The organism is Rouxiella aceris, from assembly GCF_012933545.1.
Classification (GTDB): domain Bacteria; phylum Pseudomonadota; class Gammaproteobacteria; order Enterobacterales; family Enterobacteriaceae; genus Rouxiella; species Rouxiella aceris.
The window spans coordinates 497,407-517,206 of record NZ_JAADJU010000002.1; the positions used below are offsets into that span (position 1 = coordinate 497,407).

Annotated in this window: 21 protein-coding genes; 12 read left to right on the forward strand and 9 right to left on the reverse strand. The window is 49.1% G+C overall.

The window, feature by feature from the left end:
* Positions 1 to 361 precede the first annotated feature (361 nt).
* The 5 genes from GW590_RS05855 (at position 362) to pbpG (ending at position 6,416) form a co-directional block, all read left to right on the forward strand.
* On the forward strand, positions 362 to 1,702 hold the full coding sequence (locus GW590_RS05855; protein ID WP_169402065.1) for an ATP-binding cassette domain-containing protein: 1,341 nt from the start codon (positions 362 to 364) through the stop codon (positions 1,700 to 1,702).
* A gap of 136 nt (positions 1,703 to 1,838) precedes the next feature.
* Positions 1,839 to 2,771, forward strand: a complete 933-nt coding sequence (gene dusC / locus GW590_RS05860) for a tRNA dihydrouridine(16) synthase DusC (RefSeq protein WP_169402066.1) — start codon at positions 1,839 to 1,841, stop codon at positions 2,769 to 2,771.
* 222 nt (positions 2,772 to 2,993) lie between these two features.
* A complete protein-coding gene (locus tag GW590_RS05865; RefSeq protein ID WP_169402067.1) occupies positions 2,994 to 3,368 on the forward strand; it encodes a DUF1493 family protein in 375 nt (124 codons plus the stop codon).
* A gap of 261 nt (positions 3,369 to 3,629) precedes the next feature.
* Positions 3,630 to 5,276, forward strand: a complete 1,647-nt coding sequence (locus GW590_RS05870; RefSeq protein ID WP_169402068.1) for a tannase/feruloyl esterase family alpha/beta hydrolase — start codon at positions 3,630 to 3,632, stop codon at positions 5,274 to 5,276.
* A gap of 198 nt (positions 5,277 to 5,474) precedes the next feature.
* Complete coding sequence (gene pbpG, locus GW590_RS05875) at positions 5,475 to 6,416, forward strand: D-alanyl-D-alanine endopeptidase (RefSeq protein ID WP_169402069.1); 942 nt, start codon at positions 5,475 to 5,477, stop codon at positions 6,414 to 6,416.
* A gap of 73 nt (positions 6,417 to 6,489) precedes the next feature.
* Here the strand turns inward: pbpG and GW590_RS24680 are convergent, their stop codons facing one another.
* On the reverse strand, positions 6,490 to 6,573 hold the full coding sequence (locus GW590_RS24680) for a small membrane protein YohP (RefSeq protein WP_456239015.1): 84 nt from the start codon (positions 6,571 to 6,573) through the stop codon (positions 6,490 to 6,492).
* A gap of 645 nt (positions 6,574 to 7,218) precedes the next feature.
* Between GW590_RS24680 and GW590_RS05880 the strand changes: the two genes are divergently transcribed.
* A complete protein-coding gene (locus GW590_RS05880; RefSeq protein ID WP_169402070.1) occupies positions 7,219 to 7,809 on the forward strand; it encodes a Yip1 family protein in 591 nt (196 codons plus the stop codon).
* 154 nt (positions 7,810 to 7,963) lie between these two features.
* Here the strand turns inward: GW590_RS05880 and GW590_RS05885 are convergent, their stop codons facing one another.
* Entirely contained in the window at positions 7,964 to 8,377 is a 414-nt protein-coding gene (locus GW590_RS05885; RefSeq protein WP_169402071.1) for a hypothetical protein, read from the reverse strand.
* Between the two features lie 122 nt (positions 8,378 to 8,499).
* The gene (gene dld, locus GW590_RS05890) at positions 8,500 to 10,230 is read right to left on the reverse strand and encodes a D-lactate dehydrogenase (protein ID WP_169402072.1); all 1,731 of its coding nucleotides are present in this window, start codon (positions 10,228 to 10,230) and stop codon (positions 8,500 to 8,502) included.
* A 237-nt stretch (positions 10,231 to 10,467) separates the two neighbouring features.
* Between dld and phnC the strand changes: the two genes are divergently transcribed.
* The 4 genes from phnC (at position 10,468) to phnE (GW590_RS05910) (ending at position 14,228) form a co-directional block, all read left to right on the forward strand.
* Positions 10,468 to 11,304 carry a phosphonate ABC transporter ATP-binding protein gene (phnC, locus tag GW590_RS05895; protein WP_169402130.1) on the forward strand — a complete coding sequence of 279 codons (837 nt, stop codon included), beginning with the start codon at positions 10,468 to 10,470 and terminating at the stop codon, positions 11,302 to 11,304.
* 84 nt (positions 11,305 to 11,388) lie between these two features.
* Positions 11,389 to 12,321: a phosphonate ABC transporter substrate-binding protein gene (gene phnD / locus GW590_RS05900; protein ID WP_169402073.1), complete on the forward strand. Its 933-nt coding sequence runs from the start codon at positions 11,389 to 11,391 to the stop codon at positions 12,319 to 12,321.
* Positions 12,322 to 12,441: 120 nt separating this feature from the next.
* Positions 12,442 to 13,305, forward strand: a complete 864-nt coding sequence (gene phnE / locus GW590_RS05905; protein WP_169402074.1) for a phosphonate ABC transporter, permease protein PhnE — start codon at positions 12,442 to 12,444, stop codon at positions 13,303 to 13,305.
* Positions 13,305 to 14,228, forward strand: coding sequence for a phosphonate ABC transporter, permease protein PhnE (phnE, locus tag GW590_RS05910; RefSeq protein ID WP_169402075.1), 924 nt, complete (start codon positions 13,305 to 13,307; stop codon positions 14,226 to 14,228). Before phnE (GW590_RS05905) ends, phnE (GW590_RS05910) begins: the two co-directional genes overlap by 1 nt.
* A gap of 47 nt (positions 14,229 to 14,275) precedes the next feature.
* Here the strand turns inward: phnE (GW590_RS05910) and GW590_RS05915 are convergent, their stop codons facing one another.
* Positions 14,276 to 15,655 carry an NAD-dependent succinate-semialdehyde dehydrogenase gene (locus GW590_RS05915; RefSeq protein WP_169402076.1) on the reverse strand — a complete coding sequence of 460 codons (1,380 nt, stop codon included), beginning with the start codon at positions 15,653 to 15,655 and terminating at the stop codon, positions 14,276 to 14,278.
* 268 nt (positions 15,656 to 15,923) lie between these two features.
* Here GW590_RS05915 and GW590_RS05920 point away from each other — a divergent pair, with 268 nt between their 5' ends.
* Together GW590_RS05920 and ddlA are read left to right on the forward strand one after the other, a co-directional pair.
* Positions 15,924 to 16,265, forward strand: a complete 342-nt coding sequence (locus GW590_RS05920) for a DHCW motif cupin fold protein (protein WP_169402077.1) — start codon at positions 15,924 to 15,926, stop codon at positions 16,263 to 16,265.
* 58 nt (positions 16,266 to 16,323) lie between these two features.
* On the forward strand, positions 16,324 to 17,421 hold the full coding sequence (gene ddlA, locus GW590_RS05925; RefSeq protein ID WP_169402078.1) for a D-alanine--D-alanine ligase: 1,098 nt from the start codon (positions 16,324 to 16,326) through the stop codon (positions 17,419 to 17,421).
* Between the two features lie 77 nt (positions 17,422 to 17,498).
* On the opposite strand, the gene bhsA (GW590_RS05930) is transcribed toward ddlA, so the two are convergent.
* The 5 genes from bhsA (GW590_RS05930) to bhsA (GW590_RS05950) form a co-directional block, all read right to left on the reverse strand.
* Positions 17,499 to 17,759 (reverse strand): multiple stress resistance protein BhsA, encoded by a 261-nt coding sequence (gene bhsA, locus GW590_RS05930; protein ID WP_169402079.1) that lies wholly within the window; start codon positions 17,757 to 17,759, stop codon positions 17,499 to 17,501.
* A gap of 157 nt (positions 17,760 to 17,916) precedes the next feature.
* A complete protein-coding gene (gene bhsA / locus GW590_RS05935; RefSeq protein WP_169402080.1) occupies positions 17,917 to 18,177 on the reverse strand; it encodes a multiple stress resistance protein BhsA in 261 nt (86 codons plus the stop codon).
* Positions 18,178 to 18,325: 148 nt separating this feature from the next.
* The gene (bhsA, locus tag GW590_RS05940; RefSeq protein WP_169402081.1) at positions 18,326 to 18,586 is read right to left on the reverse strand and encodes a multiple stress resistance protein BhsA; all 261 of its coding nucleotides are present in this window, start codon (positions 18,584 to 18,586) and stop codon (positions 18,326 to 18,328) included.
* Between the two features lie 260 nt (positions 18,587 to 18,846).
* Positions 18,847 to 19,107: a multiple stress resistance protein BhsA gene (bhsA, locus tag GW590_RS05945; protein WP_169402082.1), complete on the reverse strand. Its 261-nt coding sequence runs from the start codon at positions 19,105 to 19,107 to the stop codon at positions 18,847 to 18,849.
* A 148-nt stretch (positions 19,108 to 19,255) separates the two neighbouring features.
* On the reverse strand, positions 19,256 to 19,513 hold the full coding sequence (gene bhsA, locus GW590_RS05950; protein ID WP_169402131.1) for a multiple stress resistance protein BhsA: 258 nt from the start codon (positions 19,511 to 19,513) through the stop codon (positions 19,256 to 19,258).
* Positions 19,514 to 19,800: the final 287 nt, after the last annotated feature.

A 19,800-nucleotide genomic window follows, 5' to 3' on the forward strand; every position in this document is an offset into this window, starting at 1 on the left:
CTATTATCTTATTAAACCTTTCCCTTTGTAATTCGCCGTTAATCTCCTTGATTTATCATCATGTTAACTGACACTAATGTTTTACATTTTTTCTCTATCGTATTTATATATTTATTAAATCTATTATTAAAAATAGATCATACAGAATTTGAATGTTTATTTTTCTTGCTTTACTTTTCTGCTTTGTTAAATTAAATACTCTCCTTTTATAAGTAACGTCTATTTTTATTATATTATTACAAAAGAGAAACGTACTGGAGGGGTTTAAAAATGTCTGCTAACCAGCGCCGGATTTTCTTATCGAGCCTTACTGACCGTCTGTGCATTATTTCAAAGAATCAATCAGTGAGTAGCGGCAGCAATGAATAAAGTGATCACCAATAAATTCTTTCTGCTTGCCGTCGGACTTATTTTTGTTCAGCAAATATTAATTGGCGCATCAACCTATATCATTGGCCAGGCAGGTGCGAACATCGCCAATCGCCCCATGACTGCCTTTCATTACGTGGTCATCTTTTTTGTGCTGATCTTTTTGGCATATCTGTTAGGGGCGGTATCGCTGTTTTTTAGAGTCAAACTCTCTAATGATTTATGGCAGAAATATTATCAACATACCTTGGGGCATATCGCGGCCAGGCATTATTTATCCACCGAGGAAAACAAAACCAAGACCAATCTGTGGCTTAGCGGCGAAGCAATAAGCACTCTGGATGAGGCAGGTTTTGCCAGCGTGGAGATTATCGCCGTTTACTTTAATGTGCTTTTTACCGTGGTGGCACTGTTTTTTGTGCTCGGTGCCGAGTTGGCCGGGGTAATATTTATTTGCATGCTATTGTCTGTGGCGCTCTTACTTCTGTCAAAAAACAAGATCCATCTGCTGGCCAACAGCATTCAATATAAAAAACTTTCTGCCCTTAATGCAGTAAGCAATATTTGGGACAACGTCTTCTTTGGTGACTCCGCTGCCGCAAAGTCCGCTTTTGCTGCTTCGCAGCACAAGGTCGGCAAATATTTTCAACGCATGGAGGCCTATAAAATTCTGGAGCAGGTTATATCCTGTCTACCCATTCTTATTTCCATCCCGATCCTGGTGTTTTTCTCCTATCAACAGGTGATAAATGACGTCGCTGCTATTGGTTCGCTGGTAGCGGTTTTACCGAGAACGCTGCAATTATTTCAAAATATCCACGCCGCCAGCATGAGCAGCGGGCAGGTGATCCTGTTAAAAAACAAGATAAAAAACCTGGCTGCCTTTGTCGATAATCTACAAGGCTATGATTACGAAAAAAACATTGATGAGCAGCAGATCTCTATTATTGACTTGTCTAGCGGCGAGACGATCCCGGCTGCTGTTTTTAAACAGTGGGACTTTGCCGCCACAGGGATGGCCGGGCGATTTCTGATCACCGGTAGCAATGGTGCCGGAAAATCGACTCTATTAAAATATATGAAGAGCCGCTATAAGGAAGCGCTGTACCTCGGACCTAATATTGAAATAGGCAAGAGGGGAATTGCCGATTCAACGGGCAAGAAAAAATTATCGCAATTAGCACAGCTCTATGGGATGTCCGGCAAGGTGATATTTTTGGACGAATGGGATGCCAATCTTGACGTTGATAATGCCAACCAGGTCGATGCTGCCTTAACCCAACTGGCACAACATAATGTGGTAATAGAAGTGCGCCATCTACACCCGATATAACGCCAGTCAGTTTTGCGACAGGGAGCGAAGCAGAGAGCCCCTGGTAGCATAACCGTAACGATAAGTCCCGCTGCCCATTGCCTTGGCAAGCCGTTCGCCCGTATTATTGCGCCTCATTTTTAAGGGTTGAACGGCTATGCGAGTATTATTGGCACCAATGGAAGGCGTACTGGATCCGCTGGTGCGCGAGCTTCTGAGTGAAGTGAACGATTACGATCTCTGTATCACCGAGTTTTTGCGCGTGGTCGATCAACTGCTGCCGGTGAAATCTTTTTATCGTCTCTGCCCGGAGCTCAGGCAGCAAAGCCGCACGGCATCGGGCACGTTGGTGCGCGTTCAATTGCTCGGGCAGTATCCGCAATGGCTGGCCGAAAATGCTGCGCGTGCCGTAGAGCTGGGTTCGTTTGGGGTGGATCTCAACTGTGGTTGTCCTTCCAAAATGGTCAATGGCAGCGGCGGCGGGGCAACCTTGCTTAAAGATCCCGAACTGATCTATCAGGCGGCAAAAGCCATGCGCGCCGCCGTGCCCGAGGATTTGCCGGTAACGGTGAAAGTGCGTCTTGGCTGGGACTCCCTGGCGCAAAGCTTTGAGATTGCCGACGCCGTCCAGCAGGCGGGAGCCACTGAACTGACCGTTCATGGTCGAACCAAAGAAGATGGCTACAAAGCCGAGCGTATTAACTGGCAGGCCATTGCTGATATTCGTCAGCGGCTGACCATTCCGGTGATCGCCAACGGTGAAATCTGGGACTATGCCAGCGCGCAGCAATGCATGCAAATCACCGGTTGCGAGGCGATCATGCTTGGCCGTGGAGCCTTGAATGTGCCAAATCTCAGTCGAGTGGTAAAATATAACCACCCCAAAATGCCCTGGCCCGAGGTTATAGTGCTGTTACAGAAATATACCCACCTTGAAAAACAAGGCGATACCGGGTTGTATCATGTAGCACGCATCAAGCAATGGTTGGGCTATCTGCGTAAAGAGTACGTGGAAGCCAGTGAAGTGTTTAGCGAAGTCAGGGCGTTATCCACCTCGGCCGCGATTGCTGCGGCTATCCGGCGTCTTTAAGCGCTGCCACGTAAAGGAAATGCCGGGATTGCGTTATCCTGGCGAAAATAGCCTGTTTACCGAGAACTCCTGACCGGATAGCGAGTCATATTTGCACCGAGAGCAGACGGTGCGAGCATGCAAAACAGAAGAGCGCCAATTATCTAAATGACTCTGCCAGCCAGAGGGCAATCTATTATCTCTTTTGCAATGATGACGGTTAACAGGAGCTATTTAGTCATTATGAAGGCAGATATTAATACACTTTTTGAGATGGTTGATTATTATAATTCCCCGTCTTTTTTTAAAGGCGCGACCATTCTCACTGTTGATACTCAGATTAATAAGGCGCTGCGTTTATCCTGGCAACAAGGGCTGGAACTGATGCTGGACTTTTTTTACACCTTTGAGATTGACGCCTCACGCTATCAACACAGTCTCTACTTTTGCCGCGATAAGCCAGCTTTCTGGCGTTGTCAGCCGGCTCCGCAACACAGCACTTTACGACCGTTATATCTGCATATGATGATCACTGCCATGCAATACGGGCGGTGGATGAATTACATAAACAGTTGTGATAACCAGGCTGGCCATTACTCTGTCGGTAATTTTGGTTAAGTGACCGTACAGGTAGATACTTTTAGTGTGGCGGTATCAACTTTTCTTACTGATAAAGATATCTTGGTTCGGATTTTTGTCGCATAAATACCGTCTGAGTATTCCAATCGTATTATTTGCTGTTATAAATAGGGTTCATATTGATATTTAACTAAGGCTGAAGTACGGATGATGACGACTGAGACTTGTCGCCGCTGGCGGCAACTATCCATAATCACACTGTTTTTCATCTTTTTCGGTTCCTGCGCCCATGCGGCGACTATGCCAAATCAGCCAGTGGGTCAGAAACCCCCACGTCAGCTGGCGATTGTGGCACCGATTATTGATTGTGCCGAGCTGGCCAGCGTCGATCTCAGCGCCATAGGTGGCGCAGGCAGTAAAGTGACTTCGGCAAAAGAAGTAGTCAAGGATGCCAACTTCTGCGAGGTAGAAGGGGTGCTGAAACCGGCAATCACTTTTAAGGTGCTATTACCCACGGATAGCTGGCAGCAACGCTTTCTGCAGGTGGGCTGCGGCGGTTTATGTGGCCGCATCCAACTTCAGCTTGATGGCGCAGCAGGTTGCTTCCCTCTCGACAGCAATGGTTTTGTGATTGCCGCTACCGATATGGGGCATGCTCTTGGCGATATCAATTTTGGTAACGATCCTCAAAAACGCCGGGATTTCGCTTATCGTGCGGTGCATTTGACGGCAGTGGCTACCAAGCAACTGATCCAGACCTTTTATGGGCGAAAAGCCGCCTATGCCTATTTCAGCGGTTGCTCCGACGGTGGACGTGAAGGGCTGATGGAAGCGCAGCGTTATCCGGCTGATTTTAACGGTATTGTCGCCGGGGCTGCTGCCAATAATTTTCAGGTGCAGAAAGCCGTCTATCACTCATGGCAAGCGCAATCCAATACCGATGCCAACGGTAAAGCGGTGATTACCGCGGCACAGCTGCCGCTGATCCATAATGCGGTACTGGCGCAATGTGATGCGCAAGATGGTCAGGTGGATGGCCTGATCGCTGACCCGCAAAGCTGTCATTTTAATCCCGCTGTACTTAGTTGCGCCAGGTTGGCGCCTGGCTCGGCCAACGGTCACAACTGTTTATCTGACACACAATTAGCCACGCTGCATCGACTTTATGACGGCCCCCGCGATCCCAAAAGCCTGGAGAGGCTCACCGTCGGTGGCCCGCTGCCCGGATCTGAGCTGGCCTGGGCCGGTATTTTCGTCCCCAAAAAGACCGGGGATCTTAATTACAGCGAGTCGGTTGCACTTTCGACGCTGAAATACCTCAATTACGAAAAAAATCCTCCGGCCAGTTTCTCCCTTAAAGAGGTGAAACAGACGGCGCAGATGCTGGCGGATCTAAGCAAGCTGCATCCGCTCTATGATGCAACCAATCCCAATCTGCAGCCCTTTTATGCCGCCGGTGGCAAGCTGATCCTCTGGCATGGCTGGGGAGATCCCAGTGTTTCGCCGCTTAATACCCTGGCCTATCATCAGGCTCTGGGGGAGACACTCGGGTTAGTCACCCGGGATAAATTTGAACGTCTGTATATGCTGCCTGGTTTGTACCATTGTTCCACCGGTGAAGGACCCAGTATGGTGGATTTTCTCACGCCGATGCTTAACTGGGTTGAACAGGGGATTGCGCCGGATAGCGTGCTGACTTATATGGTGGCATCTGAGCAGAAAAATAAAATGATCACTAAAAAACCGCAAGGGGATATGAAGCTCGAGACGATTGCCGATAATGCTGCGTCGCGACCGGTCTATCCATACCCGGATTACGCGGTTTACAGCGGCAAAGGCGACGTTAGCCAGGCGGCAAATTATCAGCGTAAGAAACTGGCCACCGTGCCGGAAAATTATCACTGGCTGGGCGAGGGTTTTTACAAACCTTATGCTGCTTTAAATTGATGGTTGATGGGGAGAGGGAAGACGAAAGTGCTCACTTACTCTCCATCACAGACTCTATGGGGCTGTAATAAGTCTGTTGTGACAGAATTTGTCACAAATGCCCGAGAAAAATCCGAGTGCGTCAGGAATTTTCCTCACTTATAATTCGCCGGCAGTATTCGCCGTCCTATTGATGACAACTTTTTTAAATACAGAGCAATGCATGTGAAAATCCGTCTTTTGGTATTGAGCTTTTTAGCCCTGAATGCAAGCATGATGATGCCTGTAGACGCCCTGGCGAGCAGGAAGAATCAGCCGGTTGTTGCTCCCCTGGTTCAAATTGCTTCCGGCAGTGCCATGGTGATTGATCTTAACACTCACGAAGTGATTTATTCCCGCGATCCCGATCAGGTCAGGCCAATTGCCTCTCTGACGAAATTGATGACGGCAATGGTGACCCTCGACGCCAAACAGTCACTCGATGAAGTGATCTCGGTTGATATTCATAATACCAAAGAGATGCGTGGCGTGTTCTCCCGCGTAAAACTCAACAGTGAAATTACCCGCCGTCAGATGATCCAGCTGGCGCTGATGTCCTCAGAAAACCGTGCTGCTGCCAGCCTGGCTGCGCATTATCCTGGCGGCTATGACGCATTTATTAGTGCCATGAATGCCAAGGCTAAGTCCTTAGGCATGACCAATACCCATTACGTTGAACCTACCGGTCTGTCTATTAATAATGTCTCGACGGCACGCGATTTGACGCGATTGTTGCTGGCTTCTCGCCAGTATCCATTAATGGGGGAATTGAGCACCACGCAGGAAAAAACGGCAGTATTTAGCCATCCATCTTATGCACTGCCATTCCGTAATACCAATCATCTGATCATGAATCCGAAATGGAGTATTCAGCTGACCAAAACCGGCTATACCGACCAGGCGGGACACTGCCTTGCCATGCGCACATTGATTAACGGACGACCTGTCACGCTGGTGGTGTTGGATGCCTTTGGCAAATTTACCGCCTTTGCCGATGCGGCCCGCCTGCGTACCTGGATGGAAACCGGAAAAAATGCCGCGGTGCCGCAGATTGCGAAAACCTATCGTAAAGAGAAAGATCAGCAGCGTACCGAGCCTACTATTGAGCAGTCCGCAGACTAACTCGCAGATATAGCCTGTCCGGCATGATGCCGGGCAGGACAGGCTAGAGCAGGGGATGCAGCAAAGTAAGCGTTTAAAATAGCAGTTTAAATACGCCAGTGAGGGTCAGCAGACCGACGATAAAGATAATGGCGATGATCCATAAAATGATTTTCATATTCTCTCCTTAAGTGGTGACGCCCAAGAATAGCCATGGCTAACTCCATGATATTCTTTGTTCAAGTATAGCGGCTGTCGCTAAAAATTCCTTTTCCCTCAATTTCTGCCCCTCTGACAGCGTCTCCGCACGGCATAATTTATCGCCTTAAGCAGAAAATATCGTTCGGGGTTCCCATTGCGGCTGCTCTGTGGCCTGGCAAAACCTCCTTGTGACAACAGGAATGAAAGCCGTTAGTCGCCCCTGCGTTGCATCACAAAAGGAGAAAGATAATTTTAGTTAAGTCTTGTTTTTCGATTAAGATAAAAACATCTAACTTATTTAAATTAAAAGGAATTTTTCAGGTCGGGACAGCTGCTTTTTTTTACTGTCTGCAAAAAGATCGCCCGGATGTCTATGCGCAGGCCTAATCCCAGGGAGTCTCGGGGAAATGACCGTCTGCGTTAACTGGCTGAGGAGATATTTTACCCTCCGACACCCTGTCACAGGTACTTGCCAGTACAAAAAATATCCGAAATGGTCTGTTTGGCGAACTATACTCTTATTAGGTCGCCACCTTTTCTTTCTGCCATAGGGTGGTCAAGCAGGGTAAAAGGATTGCACACTGCCCGCTGTCGGTGACTTTCAGCGGGTGAGGGGGATACTATGATCAATCATGTCTGGGGGTTGATGTCGCGCCCCGGTCCGGAATTACAACTTATCCATCGTGAGCATGAGTCAGTCTCTCACGTCTATTCTCATCATGTTCTGCTGATGGCCGCCATTCCGGTGGTCTGTTCGTTTATCGGTACCACACAAATCGGTTGGGACTTTGGCGGCGGTCAGACCCAGAAAATCGGCGTGATGATGGCGGCGACCATCGCTGTCACTTTCTATTTGTTGATGCTTTGCGCCGTGGCGCTGATGGGGCGCATCATCTATTCGATGGCGCGTCGCTATGAAAGTCGACCCAGTCTAAATAACTGTATTGTGTTTGCGGGCTATGTGGCTACGCCGATGTTTCTAAGTGGGATAGTCGCGTTATACCCCATGGTTTGGTTATGTCTGTTTGTTGGTCTGATAGGGCTTTGTTACAGCGGCTATCTACTGTATCTCGGCATCCCCAATTTTCTGGATATTGATCATCGCGAAGGTTTTCTGTTCTCCAGCTCCACCCTGGCGATGGGGGTACTGGTGCTCGAACTGTTACTGGCGCTAACGGTGATTATGTGGGGCTACGGATCGACACTGTTATAAATAGGGCAATGTAATAAGTAGGTTGCCTGCTGTGTTATCAATCCCCGTCAGGATGCGTTCTGACGGGGATTTTTTTCAACTGAATAGAGGATGATGAACACCAGGGATAGCGGGCGAAAACCATGGTTACGGAGGCAACGGGCGTAAAAAGCGCTTAGCGAAAGTCTTCTGTCTCAGTCGGCCACGACAGCAGTTTGCCGCTGAGTTGCTCTTGATTTTTGCAAACCCAGATCCAGCCTTCGTGATGCAGATAAAACGCCAACTGAGCCCGCTGCAAAATCAGTAAACCTTCTGTGGCGTGATCCCAGCTAAAGTTGTGGAGATTGACCGCCTGCGGGCCGGTAGTAAAGTTATACCAGTCACCCTGGTCATGTTTGATCGTGGCCAGCTCTTTGGCTTGTTGTTGCCAGCCATTGTGGGTAAAAAGCTGGCAACGATGGTTAAGCTGGCGATCGAGCTGAGCAAGATTTTTGCGCACGTGCGGCCATCCTTTTTGATAAAGAAAATGCCAGCGTGACTGATACTGCTTTTTTAGGAAACTGTTAATAAAGGCACTGAATCTGTCCATGTTTTCTGCCTGTCGGATGGTGGTTTAGCAATAAAGATAATTTCTGCTCGTTGCTGGCACAACACCCGACGGCTAAACATTTCATCAAAAATGGGCAAAAACCGCGAGCGCGGTAAACCTCATTACTGACCGTTATCCTTCTGCCAATTCTTTAATTTACTGGTTTTACCTATGCCAGGGTTAAAGCTATTGGTCGGATCTGCCTGCTGGTAAAAGTCCTGCAAATGCGGCTTGGCCAGATAGAGATGACCGACATTGTGCTCTGCCGGATATTCGGCCCCTTTGGCATCGAGCAACGCCAGCATCTGGTGTTTTAACGCCTGGCTGTCGACCCCTTTTTTGACGATATAATCCTGATGGAAGACATGACACATAAAATGGCCGTAATAGAGTTTGGCCACCAACTGCTGATCAATCTCCGGCGGCAGGGTTTCAAACCAGTCGCTATCGTTGCGGCGCAGGGCGATATCCAGTGCCAGTATATCTTCGACTTCTTTCTCGTGAACCGCGTGATAACGCACGGCAGCACCGGCGGCGGCAAAACGATGCAGAAAGGCTTTTTTGCCTTCATCGGCAGTGCAGACAAAAAAATCGCCATCGCGATCGGCAAAGAAATGGGTCAGAAAGCTCTGTGCCTCGGCCACGCCATCACCGGACATTTTTAACAATAAATGGTGTTCAAAACGGTCGCGGTACTTTTTCATTCTTGCGGGCAGATGATTGGGCAGCGCGCGGCTCAGACACTGCATTACGCGGTCGCTAAAGTGTTTCGGCAGAAAAGGCACCTTGCTGATTTGTGCATCCAATTTGCCTTTGGCGGTAAACATATCCGGCATTTTGTCGGTGCCAAGTTTGTCGATCATGACAAAGGTGTCTTTACCGTAGACTTCGGCGATATCAAAGATATCGCGATGCATATACTCCCCGGCTACCGGCAGATGGGTGAACTGGCTAAGTATATGGCGGCGTAGTTCGGTTAATACCGCGGTGCTGTCGGTGCCAATATAAAATACCTGTTGCTGGGCTTCGGCCTCGAAAGTATCCAGCCTGACGGCAAACACCGCCAGCTTGCCGGCACAGCCGGAGGCTTCAAACAGCCGTCGCCTATCGGCATTAAAGCGGGAAGGGGTGTCGGCATCTACGTCACGTACGCGCTCGGCATACTCATGATCGCAGGCCTGGCGTTCGTCGTAGGCAATATCCGTTTCACTGTATTGTCCCTGTTGCAGCCGGGTGAGGATCTCTTGCGGTGTGGTACCCAGATTGATACCGAGATGATTGACCAGCTTGAGTTTCCCCTGAGCGTCTATCTGGGCATAGAGTGCCATTTCGGTATAAGCCGGGCCGCGTTTGACCAGCGAGCCGCCGGAGTTATTACAAATCCCGCCAATCACCGATGCGCCAATACATGAAGAACCAATCACCGAGTGCGGCTCGCGCCCCAGCGGTTTTAGCTTTTTTTCCAACTTATAGAGTGTGCTGCCCGGAAAACCAATCACCTGTTTGCCGTCGTTAATTAGTTGGATATCGTCGAGTTTTAGCGTGCTGATAATGACGATATCGCGATCATAATCGTCGCCACTTGGCGTAGAACCTTCGGTTAACCCGGTATTGGCTGCCTGCATAATGACAATGGTATCGGCGGCGACGCAGGCCTCAAGCAGTTGCCACTGTTGCAGCAGCGTTTGCGGAAAAACTACCGCCAGCGCGTTGCCGCCCCCGGAGCGAAACCCTTTACGGTAGCGCTCTGTCTGGCTCGCCGTGGTCAGAACCTGACGCTGGCCGACGATCCCTTTAAGTTGATCAATCAGTGCCGCCTGGTTGACCGATGCAGAATGAGGCTGATAAGGCATGTTTCTCTCCCTGTCGTAAACTGACCTGATAGTTGGCGTTCGGCACTGACTCGCGAGCGGAGTTATTGAGTCAGCTTATCGCCATGATGCAGCGTGCCATAACGCAAATGTTGTCGGCTATAATCATAGGCCTAATTCCGCCATCAGGTCATCTTTCAGCCATCTAAACATCATCAATCTGTCATAGTTGTCGCGCTTAATGGACCTCAGAATCTGTAAGCAACCGGAGACAGCATGATGGCGCAAGCTCAACTTAAGCTGGCACAGGCTGAATTTCCTCAGGCTCAGCCACAGCATCAGCACAAAGTATTGGACGTGAAAGGTTTGGTTAAGTCCTACAAATCAGGCTCTCGCGTGCTTAATAATATTAATTTCGAACTGCATGCCGGCGAATTTGTCGCGGTGATCGGCCGCTCGGGTGCCGGCAAGTCAACCCTGCTGCATGTATTAAACGGCACTATCCCGCTCAGTGAAGGCAGCGTGGTCTGTCATTACGATAATGGTGAACAGCAACAGCTGGCCGGACTGACGGGTAAAGCGCTGCGTCGCTGGCGTTCTGGCTGCGGGATGATCTTTCAGGATTTTTGTCTGGTTCCTCGTCTGGATGTGCTGACTAACGTGCTGCTTGGGCGTCTTAGCCACACCACGACATTAAAATCCTTTTTTAATCAGTTTGACGACGAAGACCGCGCCCGCGCCATCTCTTTGCTGGAGTGGTTGCATATGTTGCCGCATGCTCTGCAGCGTGCCGAAAATCTGTCGGGCGGCCAAATGCAGCGCGTGGCTATTTGTCGTGCGCTGATGCAGAACCCAAAAATTCTGCTTGCCGATGAGCCCGTTGCTTCCCTGGATCCCAAAAACACCCTGCGCATCATGAATGCGTTAAAGAAGATCAGTGAAGAAAAGATCGCGGTAATGGTCAATCTGCATTCCGTTGAGCTGGTCAAGGATTTCTGTAGTCGGGTGATAGGCATTGCTCACGGCGAGATTATTTATGACGGTCATCCAGATTGTCTGACCGATGATATTTTACAGCAGCTCTACGGCGAAGAAAACGAAGGCGTTACCGGTTAATCACCGACAATAAATTAAGATTTGTGAGTTCTGTTTATTTCTACTTCATTTAAATTCAATCATTCTACACAAGGTTCCTATTACATGAAGAAGCTATTACGTCTGGCGGTATTTGTTGCAGGTTCAATGGCAGCAATAAATAGTATGGCCGCGGATGCGCCAAAAGAATTAAATTTAGGTATTCTTGGCGGTCAGAACGCCACCCAGCAAATCGGCGATAATATGTGTGTAAAACAGTTCTTTGATAAAGAACTGAATGTCGATACCAAATTACGTAATTCCTCCGACTATTCTGGCGTGATCCAGGGCCTGCTTGGCGGCAAGGTTGATATGGTATTAAGCATGTCGCCATCGTCGTTTGCTTCTGTCTATCTTAATAATCCACAGGCTGTCGATATCGAAGGGATTCTGGTGGATGATACCGATCAGTCTCGCGGTTATCACTCCGTGGTGCTGGTTAAAGCCGACAGCCCTTATAAAAAGCTCGAAGATCTGAAAGGCACCGCCTTTGGCTTTGCCGATCCTGATTCTACCTCCGGTTATCTGATCCCCAACGCAGCCTTTAAAAAGCAGTTTGGTGGCTCTACCGACGACAGCTATCAGCACTTCTTTTCCAGCACCACCTTCTCTGGCGGCCATGAGCAAGACATTCTTGGCGTGTTGAACGGTCAGTTCGCTGGTGCTGTTGCCTGGTCATCAATGATTGGCAATGCTGATACCGGTTATACCTCCGGTGCCTTTGGTCGTATGATCCGCATGGACCATCCGGACCTGATGAAACAGATCCGCATCATTTGGCAGTCGCCATTAATTCCTAATGGGCCAATTTTAGTGCGTCACGATCTGCCAGACGATTTTAAAGCCAAAGTTGTGGCTGCTATCAATAAACTGGATAAAGAAAATCATGCCTGCTTTGTGAAAGCGGTCGGTGGTACCCAGCATATTGGTCCGGCCAGCCTGGCAGATTATCAACAAATTATTGATATGAAGAAAGAACTGACCAAAGGCGGTCGTTAATTATTCAGGGCGTTATGCTTGGCTTAATTAATTTTTAATCACGCGCCTGCAAAGGGCGCGTGATTTTTATCTTAATGCGATCGCTGGATAATTATTCTGTTCAACCATGGAAGCCTTATTTTGAATACTGAATTTCATCATTATTACCAGCAAATACGCAGCAAGCAAAAACGAGAGGCGCTGATTTGGTCTGGATTGATGCTAGTCCTTTATTTATGGGCGGGAAATATTTCTGAGCTTAATCTACGAACTATTGTGGTCAATGCTCCTCGTTTTTTTGACTATATCGGACAAACCGTACCGGTGTTGCATCTCTCGGTACTCTTTGCCGATGGTCATACACCAGGTTCGCTGGCCTATTGGGGCTATCGGTTGCCGATCCAGCTGCCGCTGATTTGGGAAACCCTCCAACTGGCCTTGTCATCGACGCTGCTTTCCACCGCACTTTCCGTGTTACTGGCGTTTATTGCTGCGGGTAACACCGATTCGCCAAAATGGCTGAAATTCAGCGTGCGTACCTTTGTGGCCTTTTTACGTACCATGCCGGAACTGGCCTGGGCGGTAATGTGTGTGATGGCCTTTGGTATTGGCGCTATTCCGGGTTTTATTGCCTTGACGCTGCATACCGTGGGCAGCCTGAGCAAGCTTTTCTATGAGTCAATTGAAACCGCTTCCGATAAACCGGTGCGCGGGCTTAAAGCCTGTGGCGCAGGTCGCTTGCAAAGGATGCGCTTTGCCCTCTGGCCGCAGGTAAAGCCCATTTTCCTTTCTTACAGTTTTATGCGCCTGGAGATCAATTTCCGTCAGTCGACCATTCTTGGATTGGTGGGGGCGGGGGGGATCGGCCAGGAACTGATGACCTCAATCAAACTGGACCGCTATGACCAGGTGAGCATGACGTTGTTGCTGATTATTCTGGTGGTCTCGCTGATGGACTTTGCTTCCGGCAAGCTGCGTAAATACATTGTGGAAGGAACATTCTAATGCTGACAGATTCGCCAACCGCTGCTGACGTTGCCCATATCAAGCAACAGCATCCCCAACTTTTTGCTGCCCAGCGCCGTTATCTGCGTTTGTTGACGCTGAGCACCCTGGCAGTGGTGGTTTACTACCTGCTCTTTTTCCGTTTTTACGGCATTACCTTTGCCCAGTTTTCTCACGGTTGCCTGGAAATTGGTCGCTATTTTTTGCGTATGTTTGTCTGGCAGGATTTTTCCAACTGGCCGTTTATGTACTACTTTTCGCAGATAGCCATTACGCTGGCCATTGTCTTTGCCGGAACAGTGACTGCCGCCTTCCTGGCGCTGCCGCTCTCTTTTCTGGCGGCAAGAAACGTGATGTCGACGCCGCTGCTGCGCCCCATCTCGCTGGTTGTTCGCCGCATTATGGATCTATTGCGCGGACTGGATATGGCGATATGGGGGCTGATCTTTGTTCGTGCCGTAGGGATGGGGCCGCTGGCCGGGGTGTTGGCTATCGTGATGCAAGATCTGGGGCTGCTGGGTAAACTCTTTGCCGAGGGGCATGAAGCCGTGGATCGTTCTCCCAGTCGTGGTCTGCGGGCATTGGGTGCCAATCCGTTACAAACTCATCGCTTTGGTATTTTTACCCAGTCCTTTCCGACTTTTTTGGCGCTGTCGCTGTACCAGATTGAATCTAACACGCGTTCCGCTGCGGTGCTGGGCTTTGTCGGCGCGGGGGGCGTAGGTCTGGTGTATGCCGAGAATATGCGCTTATGGAACTGGGATGTGGTGATGTTTATTACCCTGATCCTGGTGGTGATAGTGATGGCCATGGACAAGATTTCTGCGCTGTTGCGCGCCCGATATATTGTTGGCGAGGAAATTGCGCTGTTTACCTCCGAAGAGAGCCAAAGGTCAAAGATTAAGCTTTACCGCGAACCCTGATCACCAATAAAACGGGGCCAACTGGCCCCGTTTTCTATCTGCTGTACCTACGATTTCGCTGCCAGAACTACCAGTTTCTGATTCACAAACTCCTTGATGCCCAGATCCGACAACTCGCGCCCAAATCCAGAACGTTTCACGCCGCCAAAAGGCAGTTCTGGTGCCGTATCGGTCGCGGAATTGACATAGACCATACCGGTCTCGATTTTGGAGGCCAGCCTGCGGGCTCGAGCCAAATCGCGGGTAAACAGCGCGCCACCCAGGCCATAGTGCGAGTCATTGGCCAGTTCAACCAGCTGCTCATCGTTTTCTACTACATAAATCTGGGCAACAGGACCGAAGAACTCGGCAAAATAGGCCGGGTTATCACGGGTGATTCCGGTCAAAATGGTAGCTTCAAAGAAATTCCCCGGATTATTAGTGACTGCCGCACCGCCGTAATGCAGTTTGGCACCCTGTTTCACCGCCTCGCTCACCTGTTTACTTAGGGTTTTTAGCGCCTGCGCCGAAGAGAGCGGGCCGAGAGTGGTTTTGCTGTCCAGCGGATCGCCTGTTTTCAGTTCGCTAAAGTGTTGCGTGAATTTTTTAAGGAACTCATCCGCCACCTTCTGGTGGATTATAAATCGTTTTGCGGCGGTACAGACCTGACCGGCATTGGCGATCCTTGCCTGAGCACCGACTTTGGCGGCGTGATCAATATCAGCATCATCCAGCACGGCAAAAATATCGTTACCACCGAGTTCCAGCGTAGACTTTTTCAGTTTTCCTGCCGCTCGGGCTGCGACCACCGCCCCGGCTTTTTCGGAACCGGTCAACGCCACCCCTTGTACGCGATCGTCATCAATCAGCGTGGCGACCTGATCTTGCGAAATAAACAGATTGGTGTAGGCCCCTTTAGGCGCACCGGCTTCACTCAGCAGTTTTTCAAAGGTTTCGGCACAGTGCGGTACAATACTGGCATGTTTGACCATTACGCTATTACCTGCTGCCAGGTTAGGTGCCAGAACGCGCATTAACTGATAGTAAGGGAAGTTCCATGGCTCCACCGCCATAATCACCCCAATAGGATGATGTTCCACCCAGGCCTCGCCGAGGCTGGAAGGATAAGGCACCGGTTTAAGAAACTCGGCGGCATTGTCGGCATAGTAACTGGCGATAGCGGCACAGATTTTTATCTCCGCGCGACTCTGTTCAATCAGCTTACCCATTTCTACCGTGATCCCCTTGGCAAGCTCCTCACTGCGTGAGGTCATCACTTCCGCCAGTTTATGCAGCACCTGCAGGCGGGGTTGCATATCGCCCTGCGCCCAGTCGGATTTATACAGTTGATGTGCCGTTGCCAGGGCCTGTTCAACCTGCTCGTCGTTATGTGTTTGATATTCTTTGATAAGCTGGTTGTTGAACGGATTAATTGTTTGATAAGGCATGAATTGCTCCTTTTTTGCTACCTGGAGAGGCCATTAGTGCGCTTTCTCTGAGTATGAATTGAGGTGCTAAATTCAGCTTTTCTCTGCGGCGAACCACTAAGCTGACTTATAAGCTTAGTCGCTGAGGTCACATTTTCTGGGTAAAAGCTGTGCTTTACCTAACTTTGCAGCCAGACATTTCCTGTTACCGTGAATATAGCCGCTTAAGCGGATTGATTGCCCGGCGATTCACTTCTATGCTGGAAACCCCCACTTTAATGAGCCTGATATGAAATTATCATCGATCCCCTTTGTCACTACCGACTGGAGTCGCATTGAACCTACCGAACATGCGGGAGAAACCGGCATGGCACTGTGGCGCACACAGCACTTTGGTGATGAGTCGCAGCCTGTTCGCGTCCGAGTGGTCGAGTATTCGGCTGGCTATCTGGCCGATCACTGGTGTCAAAAAGGACATGTTTTATTTTGTCTGCAAGGGGAACTGCATACACGTCTTGAAGATGGTCGCTCGTTTGTCCTCACGCCGGGAATGAGCTATCAGGTGGCGGATCATGCAGAAGCCCATCAGTCGTCTACGCCCATCGGGGCAAAACTTTTTATTGTCGATTAAGTAAGAGTTTGCCTGGCCGGTCAGGCCGCTTAGGGCAAGCGTTGTTAAGGAGTTTAGGGTGAGTAAATTACGTGTGGGTATTATTTTCGGCGGCAAGTCATCGGAACACGAAGTCTCTTTGCAATCCGCCCGTAATATCGTTGATGCCATAGATAAACAACGTTTTGATGTCACTTTGTTAGGTATCGATAAACAAGGCGAATGGCATATCAATGATGTCAGTAATTATCTGATCAATGCCGAGGATCCGGCGCTGATCGAATTAAATCGTTCAAACCAGCAGGTTGCTCTGGTTCCTGGCCTTGAGCAGAATCAGCTGATCGATACGCAAAATGCCCATGCCTTATCTCAGCTGGACGTTATTTTCCCAATTGTTCACGGCACCCTGGGTGAAGATGGTTCACTGCAAGGTTTGCTGCGCATGGCCAATATCCCCTATGTCGGTTCTGGTGTCCTGGGTTCGGCAGTATGTATGGACAAAGATGTGACCAAGCGGCTGCTGCGCGATGCCGGGCTGAAGGTGGCACCTTTTGTCAGCCTGACGCCGCGTACTCGCAGCAACTATAGCTTTGATCAGATTGTGCAACGACTTGGCTTGCCGTTATTTATTAAACCGGCTAATCAGGGATCGTCCGTAGGGGTCAGTAAAGTCAAAGATGCGCAAGCCTATCAGCAGGCATTGGATGCCGCTTTTAGCTTTGACCATAAAGTGTTAGTGGAGTCGGCGATTAAAGGGCGTGAAATCGAATGTGCGGTGTTGGGCAACGATCGTCCGCAGGCCAGCAACTGTGGCGAAGTGATCCTGCATGATGAGTTTTATTCCTACGACACCAAATACATTAATGAACAGGGCGCTTCTATTGCAGTGCCTGCCGATTTGCCCGCCGAGGTTAATGACCGTATTCGCGCTATTGCGATAGAAGCTTTTCAGGTGCTGGAATGTCGGGGAATGGCGCGGGTCGATGTCTTTTTAACGCCAGAGGGGGAGGTGGTGATCAATGAAATCAATACCCTGCCAGGTTTTACCAATATCAGTATGTATCCAAAACTGTGGGCGGCAAGCGGTATAGATTACTCAAGCCTGATCTCGCAGCTGATTGCCCTGGCCATTGAACAGCATCAGCAAGATGCGCAGTTAAAAAGTTCGTCACACTAGCCTGGCATAGCACCCGAAAGAACAACAGAAACGAAAAAGGCGGCTCAGGCCGCCTCTTCTGCTTACTGCTGTCAGACTTATTTATAAATCTCAGCGGTACCGTACATATGACTTTCACCACCGGCAGAAACGATGCGGTATGAACTTGCCCCTTGCTGTGCGGCTTGTGCGGCCAGTTTACCCTGTAAGGTACTCAGGTCACCACTGTTGGTGGAAGCGCTGACGACACCAATACTCTGGGTGCCAGTCGGTGCAGAATTCACTTCGGTAGCAGCAAAGGTAGCGAATGAAGCGCTGGTCAGTGCGATAACAGCAAAAGCTTTAGTCAGGTTTTTCATAATTTAATCCTCGTATTCGTCATTGCTTAACTACCATGACGGCATGCTTGCCGTTCGTGTGGTGTTCATTAAGCGTTTATTTCTGTCCGAAACATCTCGTCTGACCAATGATTTTTGCCGACGAACGATGCGTAATACTTATCAGCCAATATTCGGCTTATTTGTAGATTTCTGCAGTACCGTACATATGGCTTTCACCACCGGCAGAAACGATGCGGTATGAACTTGCCCCTTGCTGTGCGGCTTCAGCGGCCAGTTTGCCCTGCAGCGTACTCAGGTCACCACTGTTGGTGGAAGCGCTGACGACACCAATACTCTGGGTGCCAGTCGGTGCAGAATTCACTTCGCTAGCGGCAAAGGTAGCGAATGAAGCGCTGGTCAGTGCGATAACGGCAAATGCTTTAGTCAGGTTTTTCATTGTCTTAATTCCTATTCTGTTTTTATGGGGCTTAATGTTTGCTCGACGATATTACTTATCGTTCGTTAATTAAATATTAAGCCAGAGTTCTGTTTACTGCAAGTGATTTATTTAATAATCGTTAACTAATTGTGCGGACGCTGTGCTGTTACTTATAAATTTCAGCGGTACCGAACAGATGATTTTCACCACCGGCAGAGACGATGCGGTATGAGCTTGCCCCTTCCTGTGCAGCCTTAGCGGCCAATTTGCCCTGCAGCGTACTCAGGTCACTGCTGTTGGTTGAAGCGCTGACCACACCCATACTTTGTGCGCCGGTCGGTGCTGAGTTGACTTCGGTAGCGGCAAAAGTAGCGAATGACGCGGTAGTCAGGGCGATAACAGCAAATGCTTTAGTCAGGTTTTTCATAATTTCAGTCTCTTAATGGGTTATCCGAACGATGTTAGTCACCGGTTCGTTATTAAATTTTTTGTCGTCGTTATTAATTAACGTTCGATAATTAAATGATAGAGGTTGATGACAAACTGTGCAACCTATTTTTTTATCAATCGTTAACTAATTGTGCGGTGACGTTAAATGGCTTTGGGTTTGAGATGATGGCGAAATTAAAGGACGCATAAAACGAAAAAGGCGGCCAATGCCGCCTCTTCTACTTACCACTGTGACGGTTATTTATAAATTTCAGCAGTACCGTACAGATGATTTTCACCACCGGCAGAGACGATACGGTATGAGCTTGCCCCTTCCTGCGCGGCCTTGGCGGCTAATTTGCCCTGTAAGGTACCCAGGTCACCGCTGTTGGTTGCGGCACTAACGACACCAATACTCTGTGCACCCGTAGGGGCTGAGTTAACTTCGGTAGCGGCAAAGGTAGCGAATGAAGCGCTGGTCAATGCGATAACGGCAAATGCTTTTGTCAGGTTTTTCATTGTCTTAATTCCTATTCTGTTTTCGTAACGCTTAATATTTGGTCGGCGACATTAGTTATCGCTCGTTAACTAAATATTAAGCTTGGGTTCGGTTTGATGCAACTTATTTATTTACTAATCGTTAACTAATTGTGCTAACGGCCAGCGGTTATTTATAGATTTCCGCCGTGCCGTACATATGGTTGTCACCGCCGGCAGAGATAATGCGGAATGAACTTGCCCCTTGCTGTGCGGCTTTAGCGGCCAGTTTGTTTTCCAGGCTGGTCAGGTCATTACCGCCAGTCGCGCTCACGACGCCAATACTTTGTGCGCCAGTAGGGGCCGCGTTGACTTCGGTTGCAGCAAAAGTTGCGAATGACGCGGTGGTCAGGGCGATAACGGCAAATGCTTTAGTCAGGTTTTTCATCATTACAGTCTCTTAAAGGGTTGTCAGAACCGCTGTAGGCAGCGGGTCGTCATTGAATTTCTTGTTCGTCGTTATTAATTAACGTTCGATAATTAAATGATAGAGGCGGATGAGAATTTGCGCAATATATTTTTTTAGTAATCGTTAACTAATTGTGCGGTGATGGCTGGCGCGAGTTACCAGCTGTAGGTAAAGGGGCAAAGCGACAGGCTGCAATACGCATGTTGGCAGCAGGCTAAAGTTGATGATTTTTTGTCGTTAACTGGCAATAGATAGTCAAAATCAGC

What these genes read in the sequence shown, in the direction of transcription:
- GW590_RS05855 (WP_169402065.1), top strand. Translation starts at nt 362, where the DNA reads ATGAATAAAGTGATCACCAATAAATTCTTTCTGCTTGCCGTCGGACTT.
- dusC (WP_169402066.1), top strand. Translation starts at nt 1,839, where the DNA reads ATGCGAGTATTATTGGCACCAATGGAAGGCGTACTGGATCCGCTGGTG.
- GW590_RS05865 (WP_169402067.1), top strand. Translation starts at nt 2,994, where the DNA reads ATGAAGGCAGATATTAATACACTTTTTGAGATGGTTGATTATTATAAT.
- GW590_RS05870 (WP_169402068.1), top strand. Translation starts at nt 3,630, where the DNA reads ATGCCAAATCAGCCAGTGGGTCAGAAACCCCCACGTCAGCTGGCGATT.
- pbpG (WP_169402069.1), top strand. Translation starts at nt 5,475, where the DNA reads ATGCATGTGAAAATCCGTCTTTTGGTATTGAGCTTTTTAGCCCTGAAT.
- GW590_RS24680 (WP_456239015.1), bottom strand. Translation starts at nt 6,573, where the DNA reads ATGAAAATCATTTTATGGATCATCGCCATTATCTTTATCGTCGGTCTG.
- GW590_RS05880 (WP_169402070.1), top strand. Translation starts at nt 7,219, where the DNA reads ATGATCAATCATGTCTGGGGGTTGATGTCGCGCCCCGGTCCGGAATTA.
- GW590_RS05885 (WP_169402071.1), bottom strand. Translation starts at nt 8,377, where the DNA reads ATGGACAGATTCAGTGCCTTTATTAACAGTTTCCTAAAAAAGCAGTAT.
- dld (WP_169402072.1), bottom strand. Translation starts at nt 10,230, where the DNA reads ATGCCTTATCAGCCTCATTCTGCATCGGTCAACCAGGCGGCACTGATT.
- phnC (WP_169402130.1), top strand. Translation starts at nt 10,468, where the DNA reads ATGGCGCAAGCTCAACTTAAGCTGGCACAGGCTGAATTTCCTCAGGCT.
- phnD (WP_169402073.1), top strand. Translation starts at nt 11,389, where the DNA reads ATGAAGAAGCTATTACGTCTGGCGGTATTTGTTGCAGGTTCAATGGCA.
- phnE (WP_169402075.1), top strand. Translation starts at nt 13,305, where the DNA reads ATGCTGACAGATTCGCCAACCGCTGCTGACGTTGCCCATATCAAGCAA.
- GW590_RS05915 (WP_169402076.1), bottom strand. Translation starts at nt 15,655, where the DNA reads ATGCCTTATCAAACAATTAATCCGTTCAACAACCAGCTTATCAAAGAA.
- GW590_RS05920 (WP_169402077.1), top strand. Translation starts at nt 15,924, where the DNA reads ATGAAATTATCATCGATCCCCTTTGTCACTACCGACTGGAGTCGCATT.
- bhsA (WP_169402079.1), bottom strand. Translation starts at nt 17,759, where the DNA reads ATGAAAAACCTGACTAAAGCTTTTGCTGTTATCGCACTGACCAGCGCT.
- bhsA (WP_169402080.1), bottom strand. Translation starts at nt 18,177, where the DNA reads ATGAAAAACCTGACTAAAGCATTTGCCGTTATCGCACTGACCAGCGCT.
- bhsA (WP_169402081.1), bottom strand. Translation starts at nt 18,586, where the DNA reads ATGAAAAACCTGACTAAAGCATTTGCTGTTATCGCCCTGACTACCGCG.
- bhsA (WP_169402082.1), bottom strand. Translation starts at nt 19,107, where the DNA reads ATGAAAAACCTGACAAAAGCATTTGCCGTTATCGCATTGACCAGCGCT.
- bhsA (WP_169402131.1), bottom strand. Translation starts at nt 19,513, where the DNA reads ATGAAAAACCTGACTAAAGCATTTGCCGTTATCGCCCTGACCACCGCG.